Origin of the sequence: Rothia sp. CCM 9418 (assembly GCF_048512825.1) — a bacterium.
In the GTDB taxonomy this organism is placed as follows: Bacteria; Actinomycetota; Actinomycetes; order Actinomycetales; family Micrococcaceae; genus Rothia.
Genome location: NZ_JBLXXX010000003.1, coordinates 210,023 through 227,598, shown reverse-complemented (window position 1 = coordinate 227,598; position 17,576 = coordinate 210,023). Strand labels below are relative to the sequence as shown.

The 17,576-nt window shown below is 48.1% G+C and carries 16 protein-coding genes; 10 read left to right on the top strand and 6 right to left on the bottom strand.

What is annotated here, in order from left to right:
• Positions 1 to 114 precede the first annotated feature (114 nt).
• Entirely contained in the window at positions 115 to 693 is a 579-nt protein-coding gene (locus tag ACN083_RS05600; RefSeq protein ID WP_419101847.1) for a DUF5998 family protein, read from the top strand.
• Between the two features lie 5 nt (positions 694 to 698).
• On the top strand, positions 699 to 1,925 hold the full coding sequence (locus tag ACN083_RS05595) for an alkaline phosphatase family protein (protein ID WP_419101846.1): 1,227 nt from the start codon (positions 699 to 701) through the stop codon (positions 1,923 to 1,925).
• A 40-nt stretch (positions 1,926 to 1,965) separates the two neighbouring features.
• Here ACN083_RS05595 and ACN083_RS05590 read toward each other — a convergent pair whose 3' ends face one another.
• The 3 genes from ACN083_RS05590 to sepH all read right to left on the bottom strand — a co-directional run bounded on the left by ACN083_RS05590 (position 1,966) and on the right by sepH (position 5,327).
• Positions 1,966 to 3,141 (bottom strand): hypothetical protein, encoded by a 1,176-nt coding sequence (locus ACN083_RS05590; protein ID WP_419101845.1) that lies wholly within the window; start codon positions 3,139 to 3,141, stop codon positions 1,966 to 1,968.
• 171 nt (positions 3,142 to 3,312) lie between these two features.
• Complete coding sequence (locus ACN083_RS05585) at positions 3,313 to 4,077, bottom strand: hypothetical protein (protein WP_419101844.1); 765 nt, start codon at positions 4,075 to 4,077, stop codon at positions 3,313 to 3,315.
• A gap of 32 nt (positions 4,078 to 4,109) precedes the next feature.
• The gene (gene sepH / locus ACN083_RS05580) at positions 4,110 to 5,327 is read right to left on the bottom strand and encodes a septation protein SepH (protein WP_419101843.1); all 1,218 of its coding nucleotides are present in this window, start codon (positions 5,325 to 5,327) and stop codon (positions 4,110 to 4,112) included.
• 420 nt (positions 5,328 to 5,747) lie between these two features.
• Here sepH and ACN083_RS05575 point away from each other — a divergent pair, with 420 nt between their 5' ends.
• The gene (locus tag ACN083_RS05575) at positions 5,748 to 6,047 is read left to right on the top strand and encodes a DUF4193 domain-containing protein (protein WP_419101941.1); all 300 of its coding nucleotides are present in this window, start codon (positions 5,748 to 5,750) and stop codon (positions 6,045 to 6,047) included.
• Positions 6,048 to 6,122: 75 nt separating this feature from the next.
• On the opposite strand, the gene ACN083_RS05570 is transcribed toward ACN083_RS05575, so the two are convergent.
• Positions 6,123 to 6,608 (bottom strand): DUF3093 domain-containing protein, encoded by a 486-nt coding sequence (locus tag ACN083_RS05570; RefSeq protein WP_419101842.1) that lies wholly within the window; start codon positions 6,606 to 6,608, stop codon positions 6,123 to 6,125.
• Between the two features lie 203 nt (positions 6,609 to 6,811).
• Here ACN083_RS05570 and dut point away from each other — a divergent pair, with 203 nt between their 5' ends.
• From dut to ACN083_RS05550, 4 genes are read left to right on the top strand one after another with little or no spacing between them, the layout of a single operon-like run.
• Positions 6,812 to 7,258: a dUTP diphosphatase gene (dut, locus tag ACN083_RS05565; RefSeq protein ID WP_419101841.1), complete on the top strand. Its 447-nt coding sequence runs from the start codon at positions 6,812 to 6,814 to the stop codon at positions 7,256 to 7,258.
• A gap of 48 nt (positions 7,259 to 7,306) precedes the next feature.
• Entirely contained in the window at positions 7,307 to 8,122 is an 816-nt protein-coding gene (locus tag ACN083_RS05560; protein WP_419101840.1) for a DUF3710 domain-containing protein, read from the top strand.
• Between the two features lie 6 nt (positions 8,123 to 8,128).
• Entirely contained in the window at positions 8,129 to 8,701 is a 573-nt protein-coding gene (locus ACN083_RS05555) for an asparaginase (RefSeq protein ID WP_419101839.1), read from the top strand.
• Positions 8,698 to 9,417, top strand: a complete 720-nt coding sequence (locus tag ACN083_RS05550) for a DUF3159 domain-containing protein (protein ID WP_419101838.1) — start codon at positions 8,698 to 8,700, stop codon at positions 9,415 to 9,417. Before ACN083_RS05555 ends, ACN083_RS05550 begins: the two co-directional genes overlap by 4 nt.
• 88 nt (positions 9,418 to 9,505) lie before the next feature.
• Here the strand turns inward: ACN083_RS05550 and ACN083_RS05545 are convergent, their stop codons facing one another.
• Together ACN083_RS05545 and ACN083_RS05540 are read right to left on the bottom strand one after the other, a co-directional pair.
• Positions 9,506 to 10,159: a potassium channel family protein gene (locus ACN083_RS05545; RefSeq protein ID WP_419101837.1), complete on the bottom strand. Its 654-nt coding sequence runs from the start codon at positions 10,157 to 10,159 to the stop codon at positions 9,506 to 9,508.
• Positions 10,160 to 10,164: 5 nt separating this feature from the next.
• A complete protein-coding gene (locus ACN083_RS05540) occupies positions 10,165 to 10,854 on the bottom strand; it encodes a potassium channel family protein (protein WP_419101836.1) in 690 nt (229 codons plus the stop codon).
• A gap of 150 nt (positions 10,855 to 11,004) precedes the next feature.
• On the opposite strand from ACN083_RS05540, the gene ACN083_RS05535 reads away from it, so the two are divergent.
• From ACN083_RS05535 to acnA, 3 genes are all read left to right on the top strand, one after another.
• On the top strand, positions 11,005 to 12,972 hold the full coding sequence (locus ACN083_RS05535) for an APC family permease (protein WP_419101835.1): 1,968 nt from the start codon (positions 11,005 to 11,007) through the stop codon (positions 12,970 to 12,972).
• 78 nt (positions 12,973 to 13,050) lie between these two features.
• The gene (locus tag ACN083_RS05530; protein ID WP_419101834.1) at positions 13,051 to 14,499 is read left to right on the top strand and encodes a class I SAM-dependent RNA methyltransferase; all 1,449 of its coding nucleotides are present in this window, start codon (positions 13,051 to 13,053) and stop codon (positions 14,497 to 14,499) included.
• A gap of 358 nt (positions 14,500 to 14,857) precedes the next feature.
• A complete protein-coding gene (acnA, locus tag ACN083_RS05525; protein ID WP_419101833.1) occupies positions 14,858 to 17,542 on the top strand; it encodes an aconitate hydratase AcnA in 2,685 nt (894 codons plus the stop codon).
• The last annotated feature ends 34 nt before the right edge of the window (positions 17,543 to 17,576 follow it).

Genomic DNA, 17,576 nt, shown 5'->3' with positions numbered 1-17,576 from the left:
CAAATGCGCTCATGAGGATACCAAAGCCAAGAATGTCATAACAATGACCAACGAACTAGAACCTGTACGGTTTACAATAAATAAATATCTTATACACCTTGGAGGGATACCCATATGAGCAGTCCTCGTCTTAAATCTTTGGAAGAATCCATTACCAGATTAGGATTTTACCCAGAGCTGACAACAGACGCGGTAATAGATGGGTTAATAGGGCAAGATCCCCAATCACATCTAGTTCACCTAGAAACTCACTTTGAACACGGTACCATTCACCGACACATCACAGTATTAGCCTTAACCCAACACTATTTACTAGTAGTGCACCTCGATGACCACGAACATCACCAACCAGATGAAACAGCAACACACCTAAGCGTTGAGAGCTTTTCTATAGAACATCTAAAATCTGTATCTGCGAACTATGTATATCTGAACTCTTCTGAATACCAAAGCGGAACTATTCCATCTGAAGTGTCCATTGACATTGCTTGGACAGGAGCTCAACGCCTTGACTTACAACCGGCAGATTGCCCTGACCCTCAATGCCAAACTAACCACGGGTATACAGGTTTAGCGGTATGTGAAGATATCTCTTTACGTATTAGCTCAACAGCTGACGGAGAAGAATCTGTGAGACAAGCGTGTAACTTTGTGCAAGCCTTAAGAAAAGCGCAACGAGAAGCAGGGAGATAACCTCAATGTTCACAGATTATTGCGGAGTACCCCTGCCAGCTTCCGCACCCTACGGCAGCGCCACTATCGCTGACCTCTTCGAATCAGCCGGAACACTCGTAAAACAACGCACTATCACACCCGACCCCCACCCTGTATGGGGAGAAGGCGCTCATGACGCCATTGGCTTAGCCCAACGTTTAGAACAAGCTGGAATCGATCCTCATAAATTCCGTAGCATCTGTGTCGTGATGGTCGACGGGCTAGGAGAAGACCTTCTCCAAAAATATTCCTCGTATGCGCCATACCTGAAAAAATCTATTTCTTTAGGGACATTACACTCCGCAATACCTTCGACCACAGCAGCTTCACTGACTTCTTTTGGAACAGCTTTACCACCTGGAATACACGGAGTCGCTGGGTACGAAGTACGCAACCCCGAAAACGACACCGTGGTTAACCACCTCTCAGGGTGGGACACCTCCATTGACCCATATCAATGGCAACCATACCCCACCGTATTCGAACGCTACGAAAAACATTGCAATGTCGCAACAGTCTCCTTGAGCCGATACCAAAAGTCAGGGCTAAGCCAATTCGGATTACGCGGAGGAGAATTCTTCCATGCTCAAGCACCAACTGGAAGAATAACCCTTGGCACGAGTCTTCTCTCATCACGAAAACCATCTCTTGTCTATATGTATTGGGGAGAAATAGATCAAGCTGGCCATCGCTTTGGGACAGGCTCCACACAATGGCTTTATCAGCTAGAAGAACTAAATCTTTCGCTCAGAAAATTAGCAGAAAGAGTCCCCGCTCAAACGTTACTACTTTTATCGGCAGACCACGGAATGCTCGATATCGAACGCGAACACCGGTACGACTATTCTGCCGACCAACATCTGATTGATAACGTACGACTTACCGCAGGCGAACCCCGAATGGTTCAGCTCTACCTTAAAGACAACTCCAAAACTGCCAAAGAAAAAACTCTCAACGATTGGGCTGAACGTTGGGGAGAAAAAGCCTGGATTATTGATACTGAACAAGCCTGCGCACAGGGACTATTCGGTTCTGAGGTACGAGATCATGCGCGCGCTCGCATCGGTGATATTTTGATTGCTTGCCGTGAACCTATCGCCCTATACGATAAACGTCGTGCTAAACCTCATGCATTTGAGATGGTAGGGCAACATGGTTCTCTCACAGAAACAGAGACAACAGTTCCATTACGCGTATTACCTACACAGTAAATAGAGGGGAACACTTTTTGAAGTGTTCCCCTCTATTTATTTAGCCTCCTTGCACAGGGGCATGCGTTGGTACGTTATTTGCTTCTGGCGGTCTTACCGGAGCAGTAGGAGCGGTATTCTTCGTATCATCTTGTGTTGCGGCAGGAGCAGACGGCCCAGATGGAACGGGCTGAGGCTGTGCTGGTAACGATGAAGATGCTGGTGCTGTCGTAGGGTTCTGCTCAATAGTTTCTGTAGGCTCTTGGGTGGGAGTATTTTCTTGAGCTGTTGGCTCAGGTGCAGGAGTGCTTTCGGCAGATTCTTCTGAGGGGGTAGGCTCTGCGGTTGCGCTCTGAACGCTGGGCTCAGGTTCTTGAATAACAGGTGGCTGAGGTTCAAGAACAGGCGGTGGCGCTTGTTCAATAGGAACTTCTGGTACTGGTGGGTCTACGTACTCAATAGTTCCTGGTGCTACAGGTGCAGGAGTAGGGTCAAGATATTTAACTTCAGGCTTTTTAACTGTATGAGTGGGCGCGGGGGCTGGGGAGAACGTTGCTGAAGGTGAAGCGCTTGGTGTTGGAGTTGTTGTGGCTGGTTCTTCGACAGTGTGAGTGTTCGTCGGCGTAACGCTATCTGAACCGTGGTTGAAAGCGTAGACGGTGGCGATACCAGCTAGAAGAAGTGCGCCTACACCTAGAGCACCGAATACTAACCCTTTGCGTGATGTCGTTTCGGCAGTGGATTCTGCGGCTGCTTGGGTGAGGACGTCTCGTTCGTGAAGTGATCCTGTTGCGATAGCTCGTTGCCTCGCTGCTTTTTGTGCAGTTAGCCCAGCAATAGCTGCTTGACGAGCACGATACTCTGCTTCTTTTTGTTTGCGAGCTTTTTCTTCAGCATGTTGCTCGTTGCGTTCTCTAATTTTTTCGGCAAGGCTTTTCTTCTCAAAAATTGTTCCGTTTCTGAGCAATTGGTGGGAGAGAGAATCGTCTTCAGCGCCTTGTTCCACCGTATGGAGTGAATCTTCGGTGACATAAATATAACCGGGTTGTGCGATAGCCGTGATAGGTTCTGTCTGGGCTGATACATCATCTGAACTTTTATCCTGAGTATTTTTTGTTTCAGGGGTGTTGCTATCAGATTCGTGCTTTTCTAATGGTGCAGTGTCTTCTGATGATGTATCTATATGTTCAGAGTCATCGGAAGCTGTTGAATCAGCGCGACGTCGAGGGTTGGTCATATATGTACCTATCTGGGTGGTTCTCTCTATGTGCTAGTGATTGAGGCAAAGTCTTAAGACTTTACCGTTCATAGTACATTCTACGGATAAAGAGTAAAAATATGAGTCTTTATACCCCAAGAATGCTCTATCTCTGATGACGGGCTGTTAGAGAACCTGAACGTGTGTGGGTTAGCCTTGCCCTGGTGTTGGATTTTGAATCGGTGCAGGGGCAACGTTGTTTGCTGGTGGAGCTGGCGCTATAGGCTGAGCGGGTGCCACCGGTTGAACCGGCTGCACAGGAGCCACAGGTTGGGCGGGCGCTATAGGCTGGGCAGGTGCTACAGGTTGAACCGGCTGCACAGGAGCCACCGGTTGAACGGGCGCTACAGGCTGAACCGGCTGAACAGGAGCCACCGGTTGAACGGGCGCTACAGGCTGAGCAGGAGCTACAGGTTGAACCGGCTGAACAGGAGCCACAGGCTGAGCAGGAATAACAGGATCAGTCTCGACTTCTGGGGCTTCTTCTATAGGCTCCGGAACATCTGGCGCTACCGGCTCAGCTGGAACAAATTCTTCAGTTACTTGAGGAACCTGAACCTCAGGAGTCGGCGAAAAAGTCGGAGTCGGTGATAGAGATGGGGTAGGAGAATCTGAAGGGCTCGCTGTCACAGACGGTGTAGAGCTTGGGGTAGAAGTAGCATCCACATTTGGTGAAACTGACACTGTATGCGTTGTATTCTCACCAGCAGGAGAGATACTTGTCTCGCCCATTGGAAAGAACGTAAAAGCGGCTACAGACAATCCCAAAAGAGAGACCCCTAAAAACCCAAGAAAGGCCGTTCTCGTATGTTTTTTATGGGGAAGTTCGGTAACTTTAGGACCTGTCGGTAAATCAGGGATATGATCAGGTTCTTCAACATCTGACAGATGCTTAGGGGAATAAGAATGACTCATACAGTTATACCTAAAATATTGACTGGCGACTTTTAACGACGCTGGTTACCAAAAATAATGTCGTCCCAACTTGGTACAGAAGTACGCTTTGAACGAGATGAAGAACTTTCTGACTTCGAAGCATTGTCATTCGAAGCGCTGTCAGATGCTGAAGGCTTAGATGAATCAACAGAGTCCTCATCCGCAGCCCTGCGCTGTTGCTCAACATCAGAAGAACCAACATTTGTTGTTGACGCCTCTTGCAACTCAACATTTTCTCGAACAGATGTGTTCTCAACAGCAGGTGTTTCATCATTCGTGGGCTGAGACTCTTGCACCTCTCGATGCTCAGAAGAACTAAGAGCTTCTTCTGTGCGAGTACTTTTGCGAGTACTGCTACTACGGGCGCGTTCAAGCAATTCTGCAAGTTTACGTTCGCTAGCAGATGCAAAGTCACGGGTTCCTGCACCGTCAAGAGACTGTGATTTTTCGAGGGGAGTATCTACTGTTTGAGACTGTTGAAGGCGCTTAGCAAGTTCTGATTCGTCAGAGTGCACTGAGATATCTGAAAATTCTTCCACCGTAGTATGAGGCTCTTCTTCTGCAGTGTCATGCTGAGAATGAGACATCATCCCGGGAACTGGGGCGTCTTCTGGGTCTGCACGTTCCATCAAGAAATAAGCGGCCTCATTGGACGCATAGACGCTCTGATTTGCAGGGTTATACGTCCATCGTGCGGGGAAAACGACGGTTTGCGGAATGCGCTGCTGCGCATCATCACTTAGCTCAATATCAGCGCTAATGCTCCATTGTCCAGATTCTTGCTGATACGTGCTCCACTGAGCATCGTCAAGAGGGAGGTTGAACTTTTCACCAACACGCTCCATTAACTCATCTAAGGAAAGAGCCGGAGCATCTGAACGGCCATGAGATAGAACTGCCGGAGAAATACGTACAGCACGTGCTGCTGCGATAATATGGGCACGTTCTGCAATAATGGGCCACTCATACCGACGTACGCGCTCTGCTTCCCAACCAGATTCCTCAACGATTTGTTCAACACTTGCTCCTTGACGGAAACGAGCCTGAATATCACGGGGACCAAAAACACCGTTGCCAGGGCGACCGCGAAGAGGCTGAATGCGGCGAGCTTTAGCAATGCTGGTCCGTAGATTCTGATCGATAGGAAGAATATAACGTTCCCCCTGAACAGATTCTAAGACGAGGTGCTCACCGTCATCATGGATACCAGATAGTCGCAGCTCAAGCATGTTATCTCCTTGTTGGCAATAAAGTTCAAGAAAAGATTACCCCGAGACGCCCGTAACGCGCAGGAAACAACCACTCAAAAAACTAAAAAATACGTTTTTAATATGGGGTCACCAGCACAAAACTCTCCATAAGGTGTAAAAAAAGTCACATATTCAAAGATTTACACCCGTGAAAACCGCGAAAAATAAGGGTTCTTCCCCCAAAATAAGAGCCAATAGAAAAAATAGATAGCTTCCACAGCAAAAAATAGCTGTTTCTTACTAGACAACAGACAATATTTCGTGAAAAATGCTACGCGTTACCGGAAACTAAAGTAATACGTCTTTACTCAGCTCAGGTAACATTGTCCCACAGACTGCAGAAACTTCCCTAACGTACGATGGAAGGTATGCCTAAACACACGGAGCGTGAAAAACACTTTGGCTACAGACTACGACACACCTCGTAAACAGGACGAAGAAAACAACGAAGAATCATTTGAAGAGCTCAATAATCATCGCTCAGAAATGCAATCAGGTGCTGTTGACGAAGACGAAAATGCGGCAGCTGAAAGTTTTGAGCTACCCGGTGCTGATTTGTCTAACGAAGAACTCAACGTCGTTGTTCTTCCCGCACAAGATGACGAATTCACCTGCGGTTCTTGCTTCCTAGTGCGTCACCGTTCACAAATCGCTCATGAAGACGGCGGAATGCAATACTGCATTGATTGTGAAGGCTAAAACAGGCGCCACTTAAATACTGGGGCGGGGAAGAAACCCAATGGTTTCTTCCCCGCCCCAGTGTTTGCAGAACTCTTAAGATTCAGCTAAAGGATTGTCAGGAACGTCTTTTCCCTCATTGAGAATTTCAACAATACGTTCAGGATGCCGGCTAGAAGCTAACCAATAAGGGGTTGGATCAGCCGGATCAACAATATGGATTCGAACTTTTGGCTCAATCCAACCGCGAAAACACATAAAAGCACGACCATCTAACGCTGGACCTGCAACAACTCGCGCAGCATCACCATAAAACGCTTCAGCGTATCCCACATATTCGCGTTCAATCTGTGCCCGACCAACACGTAATACTCGAGGCGTAATCTCGATTCTTGGAGAAGAGACAAAAAGAACGCCACCGATGAGAAGCATCATGAAAATACCCACCACAATGCCAATAGGAATATTGATCGGGGCGGCAACAAGATAACTTGCACAACCCACACCAATAGCTACTAGCCACGTACCAAAACCGGGGGAGAGCCGTTCATAGTAGAGAACGTCAGTGGAATCAGAAGACATACATAAACCTTTGAGTGATAGCGAATAAGCATTAGCTGTGACAACTATCTTAGCGATATTTAACTGGTGATACTGGCTTCTGTTAGGCGCTTTGAGTTAAGAACCAAAGAACTCTATAACCATGAAACACCGAAGAACCATCAGATAGAGAGACATCACACGAAGTACTCGAACGATGCAGAATTCTAGTACAGTGAACTACTGTGACTGAATCTATTGATATACCCCTAAAAATGCTCGATGAAGGTATCCCCGCTCCATGCTATGCCCACGACGGCGATGCTGGCGCAGACCTTCGCTCTACCATTGATACCGTTCTCGCCCCCGGCGAACGCAAAATGATACCTACTGGTGTCTCCTTAGCGCTACCTGACGGATATGTAGCGTTAGTACACCCTCGTTCTGGTCTTGCTGCCAAACACGGTATCACCATCGTTAACGCGCCAGGAACCGTGGACTCCGGATACCGTGGAGAACTTATCGTGTGTTTACTCAACACCGATCAAACTGAAGAATTTACTATTAACCGTGGTGACAGAATCGCTCAAATGGTGATTCAACGCTTTGAAAAAGCAAAATTTATTGCGGTGAAGGAACTTCCCTCATCTGAACGAGCTGAAGCAGGGTTCGGCTCAACTGGCGTTCGCTAGAATAATGAGGAAACACCATAGAATTGCTGTACAGGTAAGGTAAAAGACATGTTTGGGTTTGGAAAAAAGAAAAAACACGAAGAATCAGCTCAACAGAACCTAGAACAGGTCACAGAGCAAGAAGAACAGCTCACAACAGAAGAGCCTAAAGCGCCATCAGAAGCCGAAGAAACGGCTCAAATGCCAGAAGAATCTCCTGAGGAAGAGCTCACCACCTCTTATCTCTATGATCGTTCTGCCGGACCGTGGGATGTCTCCGAACAGCAAGAAACAGAAGGCTACATGGACTTTGGTGCAATGCGCATCAAAATGGTCAACGGCCTCAATATGCGTTTAGACATCGAACAAAAAAGTCAACAACTTGTTGCCGTAACCCTCACCAAAGGTCAAGGCACCTTACAAGTACAGGCTTTTGCGGCACCTAAATCACGGGGAATTTGGGACGACATCCGACAAGAAATTGCCAACTCAGTACGTGAACAAGGCGGAAGCGTGCAAATCCTTGACGGGTCGCTAGGTCGACAACTCGTCTCCCGTATTTCTGCACAAACACCAGATGGACGTAAAGGCTTCAGAGTGGCTCGCTTTGCCGGTGTGGACGGACCTCGCTGGTTCCTTCGCGGAGTATTCGCCGGAGACGCTGCAATCAAACCAGAAGCCGTCGCCGAAATGGAAGAAGTCTTCCGCTCGATTGTGGTGGTTCGCGGACAAGACCCTCGTCCTCCTCGTGAACTTTTACCGATGACGGTTCCTGCCTCTATTCAAGAAGCCCAACAACAGGCACAACAACAGTCATCAGTTCAGGGGAAAGAAGAACCCCCTAAAATGCCTCGTCGTGGACCAGAAATCACAGAAATAGGATAAAAAATGGTGCCTACTGCGGCAGAGAATACTAGCCATGAATCAGTTCCGCGAAAACGTTTAGAACGTTATCCGGAACGTTTTCGTGCGCGTGTGGGTGGACGCGTCGTTCATGTGACGTTATCTGCACCAACAGAGCCACCACGATACACTGCCGTACTTGAAGTGCGCCGTTCTAAACCGCTGGCTCCTTCTAACTATCATCAGCTAACGGGAATCCCCATTATTGAGGTCCTTGAAGAAGATTCTGACGACGAAACTCAAGAAGTTATCGCCGATGACGACGATTCTCCTGAAGAGACTCTCACCGATATCGAAGAATATAATATTCCTCAATATCGTGTGAGCAGTTATCCGAAAACACCTGCCCCGCTATACCCAGAGTTTCCCCCTCTTGCTGAAGGCGATTACCTAGAACTCATCTGGCATGGGCAACGAAATGTTCCAGGTATTGTTGCTGGCACCTATATTCGCTGCAGCGGGATGCTTTCTCAACGGGTAACGCCTCACCGCATGTATAACCCACGATATGAAATCGTTCCATCTCATATTGCCTACGAAGAGAAACACAAAACACGATGACTCAAGAACAACCTTCTCAGCCTCAAGAAGATACCGCAGAAACTGCTCACAAAAAATCTTTGAACTTGAGTGCAGCATTTGAACAAGCGGGTACTCAACTACGACGTAAAGATAACGGACACGTCGATGTTCTTCACGCTGTAGGCGGTATTCGAGGTCTCGCTGAAGCAGCCCTTCCCGGGCTGGTCTTCTTGATTCTCTTCATGAGTACTGAAAAGCTCTTTATCGCTTTAGGTTTTTCCTTGGGTGTAGCTGGAATTTTTGCGTTCCTTCGTCTGCTACAACGAGATACCTTGATGCAAGCATTATCTGGTTTTATAGGTGTTCTCATCTGTGCTATTGTCTCGTATCGTTCAGGTAGCGCTACAGAGTTTTACACACCGGGTCTTTATCTTAACCTCATTTACGGTGTTGTTGTAGGTGCGTCTATTGTGGTGCGTTGGCCTATTCTGGGACTTTTTTATAGCTATATTCGTGGTGAGCAAGGTACCTGGCGTCAACGTCCAGAACGCCTACGAGCATATAATTGGGCAACAATTATTCTGTGTGCGATGTTTTTTGTGCGCCTTGCCGTGCAAGTTCCTCTATACCAGATGGACGCTGTTGCGGCGTTAGGTATTGCTCGTTTAGTGATGGGAATACCGCTATATTCTTTGGTCTTGTGGATAAGCTGGGTGATTTCTAAGCCTCAGGAGCAACAGACATTTTCCGCATAAAATGAGCTAACGTTCTCTGCGCCAAGATTTTAGAACAAGAAAACTCGTGTACGGTATGCATAGGCAAGGCTGTACACGAGTTTTCTTTTTAGCTAAAGAGAGCTTTAATGTCTTCTTCGCCATCGGCAGTGGTGATGAAGAATAGTTCGTCTTCACCTTCGATGGGTTCATCGGGGCTAGGGGGACGAGGAACACCATCCCGTAGTATGGCGGTTAGCGTGGTGTCTTCTGGCCAATGGATTTGAGATACGGTGTGCCCAATGATGGGGTGATCTGAAGGGACCGTGTATTCTACAAGCATTGCACCACCGGCTTGAAGCTGAAGCAAACGAACAACGTCACCGACTTCTACTGCTTCTTCAACCAAAGCCGTCATCAATCGTGGGGTTGACACCGCGACGTCAACACCCCATGACTCATCGAAGAGCCATTCATTCTTGGGGTTATTTACTCGTGCGATAGTGCGGGGTACACCATATTCTGAACGTGCTAGTAAGGACACCACGAGGTTTGATTTATCGTCGCCGGTGGCCGCAACAATAACGTCTGCTATTTCTGGTTTGGCTCGGCGAAAGACAGAGAGCTCGCACGCATCTCCAATAATCCATTGCGCATTGCGTAACTCAGAACGTCCAATGACTTCGGGTTTCTTGTCAATAATACGAACGTGGTGTCCATGTGCGGTGAGTTCTTTTGCGATGGAAGAGCCGACGGAACCTGCACCAATAATGAGAACGTGCATCGTGTTTATCTCCTGTCGTTTTCGTCGGTTGATTGTGCAGGTGGGGCAGCAAGAACTCGAGATATTTCACCAATATCTTCGGTGCGCATCATCGCGTGGACGACGTCTCCGTGCTGGTAGCTCGAGTCTGCACGAGGGAGGATGCCTTCACCGAAACGGGTGATATAGGCAATGCGAACCTGCGCGGCAGCTTCAATATCTGTAAATGGTCGTCCTGCCCATTCTTCGTGGAGCTGTAGTTCTGCAAGAATAAGTCGGCCTGAGGCTTCTCTGAAATCTCCTGTCATGGTTTGTTCTGGCAAGATACGTCGCAGCACTTGGTCTGTGGACCATCGCACTGCGGCGACGGTAGGGATTCCGAGTCGTTGGAAGAACTCTGCACGGTTGGGATCATTAATACGGGCAACGACGTGGGAGACACGAAAAGTTTCTCGAGCGACTCGAGAAGCAAGAATGTTCGAGTTATCTCCAGAGGAGACTGCAGCGAACGCATAGGCCTCTTCAATGCCAGCACGTTTGAGGGTTTCTCTGTCGAAACCTACTCCAGTAATTTTTTTACCAGAGAAGTCTTTACGTAATCGGCGGAAGGCTTGTTCGTCTTGGTCAATAACGGCAACAGTATGACCTGAATCTTCGAGGGTATGCGCAAGCATGACACCGACTCGGCCTGCTCCCATAATCACAAAATGCGGCATATTTGTCTCCTCTAAAAGCCCTCGCCATTTGCGTGCAACCTATAGCCTATTCTAGTTTTTGTGATGACGCTAAGCCTCTGAGGATGATTTTAGTGTTTTTTGGGCGGGGTAGCTGTTTTTTAATCTCTGAAATGGCTACTCTTAGAGGCTGTGAACAAAGTATGGGGACACATCAAACGTTCTATTTGGGGACGACCAACGCACCGAGCAAACGTGCGTTTTCTTGCGTTGCCTAAACGCCGTGCTTTTTCACTTTTTGGGGCAGATAGTGTTTCGTCGGTTGCTTACGCTCCAGACGAGATTATTCTTATGCTTTCTTTAACTGGTGCTGCGGGGCTTGTTTTTTCACCTCTTGTCGCTATTGGTATTGCTTTGACGTTGCTGATTGTGGTGGGAACATACCGTTATAACGTTAACCAGATTTCTGAGCATGGTGAATACGAGCTTGTCTTGCACCGTTTAGGGCCGACTCCTGCTTTGGCTCACGGCGCGTCTTCTATGGTGGATTATGTGCTGACTGTGGCTGTCGCAATATCTGCTGCTACTCACTATCTTTTGACGATTTTTCCTCATCTCGTGCCACACCAACATTATCTTGCAGCGTTGTTGGTTATTGCCGTGACTTGGTTGTGTATTCGAGGGCTTCGTTTTACAAGTAAAGCTTCGATGGTTCCAACCTACGCATTTTTGGGGATTCTTGCTTTTACCGGTGTGGTAGGCATCTACCAGTATTACACCGGTACGTTAGCGATGGCAGAAAGTAGCACCTATTATGTGATTCCTCGTGGTGGTTTAGAAAGCGTTGTGAGCGGTTTAGGGCTCGTTTTGTTGTTGGCACGGGCTTTTTCCTCCGGTGCTGTTGCGTTGACTGGTGTGTCAACGATTAATAGTTCTGCTAAGTTTTTTGCGGCTCCTCAGAAACGTAACGTTGCTACTGTTTTGATGATTTCAGGGTTTGTCTCTTCAGCTCTTTTATTGTTGGTGATGTTCCTCGTTCACGCGATTGGTGCGGTGGTCGTTCAAGAACCCGAAAAATATTTAATGGTTCAAGGACGTCTCGTTGGCGAGGGCTTCCGACAAAAACCGTTGTTGTATCAGGTTGCTGAAACGATTTTTTCCGGCTCTTTAGTACCTGTTCTTCTAGGGTGTGCAACGGTGGGTATTTTGCTGACTGCCGCATGTACTGCTTTCGCTGGTTTTCCTTTGCTGACTTCTTCTATCGCCGAGAATAAGTATCTACCGGTGCAGATGAGAGCGCTTCATTCTGCTCGTCTTCACGCGAATTCGGTACTTGTTTTGGGTGCTTTGTCTGTGCTTCTGGTGTTTATTTTTGGTGCAGATATTAATGCGTTGATTCAGATGTATATTGTGGGGGTTTTTACCTCCATGTGTTTGACTCAGAGCGCTATTTTGAGGCATCGCTGGCAGCAGTTGCGTGTTACTTTAGAGCGTTTTAAGCGGCGTAAGTTGATTCGTGATGTGTTGGTGACTTCTTTTGGTTTGGTTGTCACGGCAGTGTCGATGCTTGTGGTGCTTTTGACGAAACTGACTCAGGGCGCTTGGGTGAGCCTCATTCTTATTCTTTTGACGATGGGAATGATGACATTGATTCGCCATCATTATGATTATGTAGATAAGGATTTAATGTTGTCTCAGGATGAAGAGTCATTAGAGCAGGCTCGTGCGCTTCCTTCACGAGTGCACGCTGTGGTGTATATTCCTCGTTTACGTAAGCCGGCGGCACGTGCTTTAGCGTATGCGCGTGCTTCTAGAGCTTCGACGATTAGCGCTGTTGCTATTAACGTCGCTGAGCAGAGCACGAAGGAGTTACTGAAGAAATGGGATACACTAGGTGTTCCTGTTCCGCTTACTATTTTAGATTCTCCATATCGTGATAGGGTCACTCCGTTGATTGAGTATATTCGGCAAAAGAAAGCTCAGTCTCCTCGCGATATTGTGGTGGTGTATTTACCGGAGTACGTGATTACTCGGTGGTGGGAGCGTTCTATTCATCGAAGAACGGTGCATAAGCTTGCTCAACGTCTGCGTCATGAGTCTGGTGTTGTTATCGCTCATGTTCCGTGGTCTGTCGGTCAAGAACAAGGAATCATTCAATAATGCTTGAGGCTAGGCACCTTTTATAGGGACAATACTTTAAAGTTGTTGGTGCTGGCTATTCATAAGACTAAGGACGCTATGAGCACAGTAGATTTTCATGTGGGTGCGATTTTTCGTGTACGACCGGAACGGGTCGCTCACGGCGGGTTTTTTGTTGCCCGTCATCATGGACGGGTTATTTTTGTTCGTCATGGTGTAGTCGGTGAGGAAGCAACAGTTCGGATCACGGGTATTGGACCGAAGGAGCGTTTTTTCTTTGCCGATGTTATCGCGGTTGAGTCGCCGGCGCCTGCCCGTCGTGATGGTGTGTGGGAGCCTGCAGATGCTCTAGTTGCTGCCCAAGAGGGCAGATTGCCGGTGGGCGGTATGGAGTATACACATTTATCACCTGCCGTACAGAGAGAATATAAACGTGAGATTGTTCGAGAACAGTTGATTCGCTTAGGTGCGATGGACGCTTGTGATTCTGTATTAGAGGACTTAGTTGTTCAGCAGTTACCTGGGGGAGAATACGGGACACGAACTCGTATTCATTATTCTGTTACTGAGCAAGGTCGTATTGGGATGAGTCCTTATCGTTCTGCTGAGGTAGTAGCGGTGCAAGGATGCCCGCTAGAGGATGCTGCCATGGGGCAGTTACGTCTTCATGAGTTAGAGATTCCTGATGTTGCTCGGGTTGATGTTGCGGTGTCTTCAACGGATGAGCGTACCGTTCATTTTACTTTGCGTGATGGTGTATCTGTTGCCTCTGTGAAAGATGATCTTCTTGCGCAGTGCCAGATGTTGTGGTCAGATCTTTCTGGGGTGAAGCCTTCTATTCTTTGTTCTGCCGTTAACCGTTCTGGGGGGCTTTCGCAACCTGTGATTTTATATGGCCAAGAGACTTTGCATGAGTCGTTTGAGCTGTCGGGTCGTACTTATAAGTGGGAAGTTTCTTCTCGCGGTTTTTGGCAGAATCATCGTTGGGCGGCTCAGACTTTAAGCGCTGCTGTGTTAGAGGCTTTGCCGAGTTCTCTTAAAGGCGCTACGATTTACGATGTTTATGCTGGCGCTGGTTTGTTTACCGCTCTTGCTGCTGATGTCGTGGGTGCTAAGGGAACTGTTTTGAGTGTTGAGGGGTCTGCGATAACTCATAAGAATGCTCGATATAATTTTGCTGTTCCAGATGGTTTTTCTCGTACTGATCGTTCTGCTAAAACTCATATTGAGGTGCGTCGTGGTGACGCTCGGAAGGTTTTGGAATCTACGGTACGTCAGGTGAAAGCAGGGGAGTTTAAGGCTCCTGATGTTGTTATTCTTGATCCATCTCGTGAAGGTGCTGGTCGTGGTGTCATCCGTCAGATTGATATCTTGGCCCCTGCGCGCGTTATATATATTGCGTGTGATCCTGCGTCTTTGGGGCGTGATACAGGGTATTTACGCGCTTTGGGTTGGCAGATGGTTCAGCTGAGTGCCTTTGACATGTATCCGAATACTCATCATGTGGAGTCTATTGCAGTCTTCGAAAAGACACATAAGGGTGAATAGTATCACATTTTGTGTATTTCTTTGATATTTTTATTCTAAAAGTCGCTCTATTAAATAATCAGAAGCTTTCGCACCCCTCGAAAACCGCTAGTTTTCAGGGGTGCGATTTTTGTCTTGAAAAATATTTTTTGAAAAAAGACGTTCTATTTAGTCACGTTTCTTTTGCGAAAAACAACTTTGAGTGTGACACGGTACACTAGTCAATGATAAGAGTTAGTGTCAATGTGTCTCTAAGAATCGCATCACACCAGCACACAAACCACAGGTAGCGTCCACACACGCACTATCTGAAGGTAGAGAACGAACATAGAGACCACACCACACAAACTTTCCATAACAGTGTCGAGAGGAGTCCCACATGAGCACTGTGGATAGCTTTAGTTCCAAAGGCGCACTAGAAGTCAAAGGAACAACCTACGAAATCTATCGGCTCAACGCCGTCAAAGGTGCAGAAAAACTTCCATACTCACTGAAAGTTTTACTCGAAAACCTCCTACGCACCGAAGACGGTGCAAACATCACAGCAGAGCACATCCAAGCTCTCGCCCAATGGAACCCCAACGCAGAACCTAACACCGAAATCCAATTCACTCCTGCACGAGTCATCATGCAAGACTTCACCGGTGTTCCCTGCGTCGTAGACCTTGCCACCATGCGAGAAGCAGTTAAAGACCTCGGCGGCGACCCCAGCAAAATCAACCCACTAGCACCAGCCGAACTGGTGATCGACCACTCCGTGCAAATTGACAACTTCGGAACATCCGAAGCTATCACCCGCAACATGGACATCGAATACCAGCGCAACAGCGAACGCTACAAATTCCTCCGCTGGGGACAAGGCGCCTTTGACGATTTTAAAGTTGTCCCACCAGGAATGGGCATCGTCCACCAAGTCAACATTGAGTATCTGGCACGCACCGTCATGGCACGAGAAGTCAACGGCACCCTACGCGCATACCCCGACACCCTCGTCGGAACCGACTCGCACACCACCATGGTCAACGGTCTTGGGGTGCTCGGATGGGGCGTCGGCGGTATCGAAGCAGAAGCCGCCATGCTCGGACAGCCCGTATCCATGCTGATTCCACGCGTCGTCGGATTCAAGCTCACCGGCTCCATCCCCTCCGGTGCAACCGCAACAGACGTGGTACTCACCATCACACAAATGCTTAGAGAACACGGCGTCGTCGGAAAATTCGTAGAATTCTACGGTGAAGGCGTCAGCCAAGTTCCACTAGCTAACCGTGCAACTATCGGAAACATGAGCCCAGAATTTGGCTCCACCGCAGCAATGTTCCCCATCGATGAGGTCACACTAGAGTATCTACGCCTGACCGGACGCACTGAAGAACACATCGCATTGGTCGAAGCCTACACCAAAGAACAAGGACTCTGGCACGACCCACGTCAAGAAGTTCAATACTCCGAGTACCTCGAACTCGATCTTTCTGCGGTCGTACCCTCTATCGCTGGACCAAAACGTCCACAAGACCGTATCGAACTCTCTTCCGCACGCGAACAATTCAGCAAAGACATCCATAACTACACCCAACCTGGCAAAGAACACCAAGAAGTTGAAGTGTCCATGGCTGACGGGCGTCACTTCACCCTTAAAAATGGTGCCGTCTGCATCGCCTCCATCACCTCTTGCACTAATACATCTAACCCCTCAGTGATGATGGCAGCCGGTGTCCTTGCACGTAACGCGGCGGCCAAAGGACTTACCGCCAAACCTTGGGTCAAAACCTCTATCGCCCCAGGCTCTAAAGTTGTTACTGACTACTACGAAAAAGCTGGACTACTACCGGATCTCGAAGCACTAGGCTTCTACGTTGTCGGTTACGGCTGCGCCACCTGCATCGGAAACTCTGGTCCACTCGAACCTGAAATCTCCGAAGCCATCCAAGAGAATGACCTCTCTGTCACCGCAGTACTCTCCGGCAACCGAAACTTTGAAGGCCGTATCTCTCCAGACGTGAAAATGAATTACCTCGCTTCACCGCCGCTGGTTATTGCCTACGCGCTGGCAGGAAGCATGGAATTCGACTTCGAGAACGACACACTCGGCCAAGACCACGACGGAAATCCCGTCTACCTCAAAGACATCTGGCCACACCCTGCTGAAGTCGAAAAAATCATTGCAGAAGCAGTCGACACCGAGATGTACACCAAAGAATACGGAACCATCTTTGACGGTGACGAACGCTGGCAATCTCTTGAAACACCCACCGGAAACACCTTTGACTGGGACGAAGACTCCACCTACGTGCGCAAACCCCCATATTTTGAAGGTATGAGCATGGACATCGAACCGGCTCAAGATATTATTGGCGCTCGCGTGCTCCTCAAATTGGGGGACTCCGTAACCACTGACCATATTTCTCCTGCTGGTTCTTTCGCCGCTGATACTCCTGCCGGGCAATACCTCATCAAAAATGGAGTAGAACGTAAAGACTTCAACTCTTATGGTTCTCGTCGCGGTAACCATGAGGTGATGATTCGAGGAACCTTCGCTAATATTCGTATCAAGAATCAGCTACTGGACGGTGTTGAAGGTGGATTCACCCGAGACTTCACTCGTGATGGTGTGCAAAGTACCGTTTATGATGCTGCGCAGAACTACCAGCAAGCAGGTATTCCGTTGGTTGTCTTAGGTGGCAAAGAATACGGTACCGGTTCTTCTCGCGACTGGGCGGCTAAAGGTACAACTCTTCTAGGAGTTAAAGCTGTGATTGCTGAATCCTTCGAGCGTATTCACCGTTCAAACCTTATTGGCATGGGTGTTCTTCCGTTGCAATTCCCTGATGGAGAATCACATGAGTCACTGGGCTTGGACGGAACAGAAACTTTCACAATTTCTGGTGTTGAAGCACTCAATGACGGAGTAACTCCACGAACTCTGACTGTTACGGCTACTGCTGAAGATGGCACCGATACCGTCTTCGACGCTGTTTTGCGTATTGATACGCCTGGTGAAGCAGACTATTACCGTCACGGTGGTATTTTGCAATATGTGCTACGTAACCTTGTGAGAGAAAGCTAAAGAATCTGATTCTTTTATCGCATTCTTGAGTGTT

Coding starts and splice junctions, on each gene's coding strand:
- ACN083_RS05530 (WP_419101834.1), top strand. CDS start 13,051: ATGAGCACAGTAGATTTTCATGTGGGTGCGATTTTTCGTGTACGACCG.
- ACN083_RS05560 (WP_419101840.1), top strand. CDS start 7,307: ATGTTTGGGTTTGGAAAAAAGAAAAAACACGAAGAATCAGCTCAACAG.
- sepH (WP_419101843.1), bottom strand. CDS start 5,327: ATGCTTGAGCTGCGACTATCTGGTATCCATGATGACGGTGAGCACCTC.
- acnA (WP_419101833.1), top strand. CDS start 14,858: ATGAGCACTGTGGATAGCTTTAGTTCCAAAGGCGCACTAGAAGTCAAA.
- ACN083_RS05595 (WP_419101846.1), top strand. CDS start 699: ATGTTCACAGATTATTGCGGAGTACCCCTGCCAGCTTCCGCACCCTAC.
- ACN083_RS05590 (WP_419101845.1), bottom strand. CDS start 3,141: ATGACCAACCCTCGACGTCGCGCTGATTCAACAGCTTCCGATGACTCT.
- ACN083_RS05600 (WP_419101847.1), top strand. CDS start 115: ATGAGCAGTCCTCGTCTTAAATCTTTGGAAGAATCCATTACCAGATTA.
- ACN083_RS05570 (WP_419101842.1), bottom strand. CDS start 6,608: ATGTCTTCTGATTCCACTGACGTTCTCTACTATGAACGGCTCTCCCCC.
- ACN083_RS05585 (WP_419101844.1), bottom strand. CDS start 4,077: ATGAGTCATTCTTATTCCCCTAAGCATCTGTCAGATGTTGAAGAACCT.
- ACN083_RS05540 (WP_419101836.1), bottom strand. CDS start 10,854: ATGCCGCATTTTGTGATTATGGGAGCAGGCCGAGTCGGTGTCATGCTT.
- ACN083_RS05550 (WP_419101838.1), top strand. CDS start 8,698: ATGACTCAAGAACAACCTTCTCAGCCTCAAGAAGATACCGCAGAAACT.
- ACN083_RS05545 (WP_419101837.1), bottom strand. CDS start 10,159: ATGCACGTTCTCATTATTGGTGCAGGTTCCGTCGGCTCTTCCATCGCA.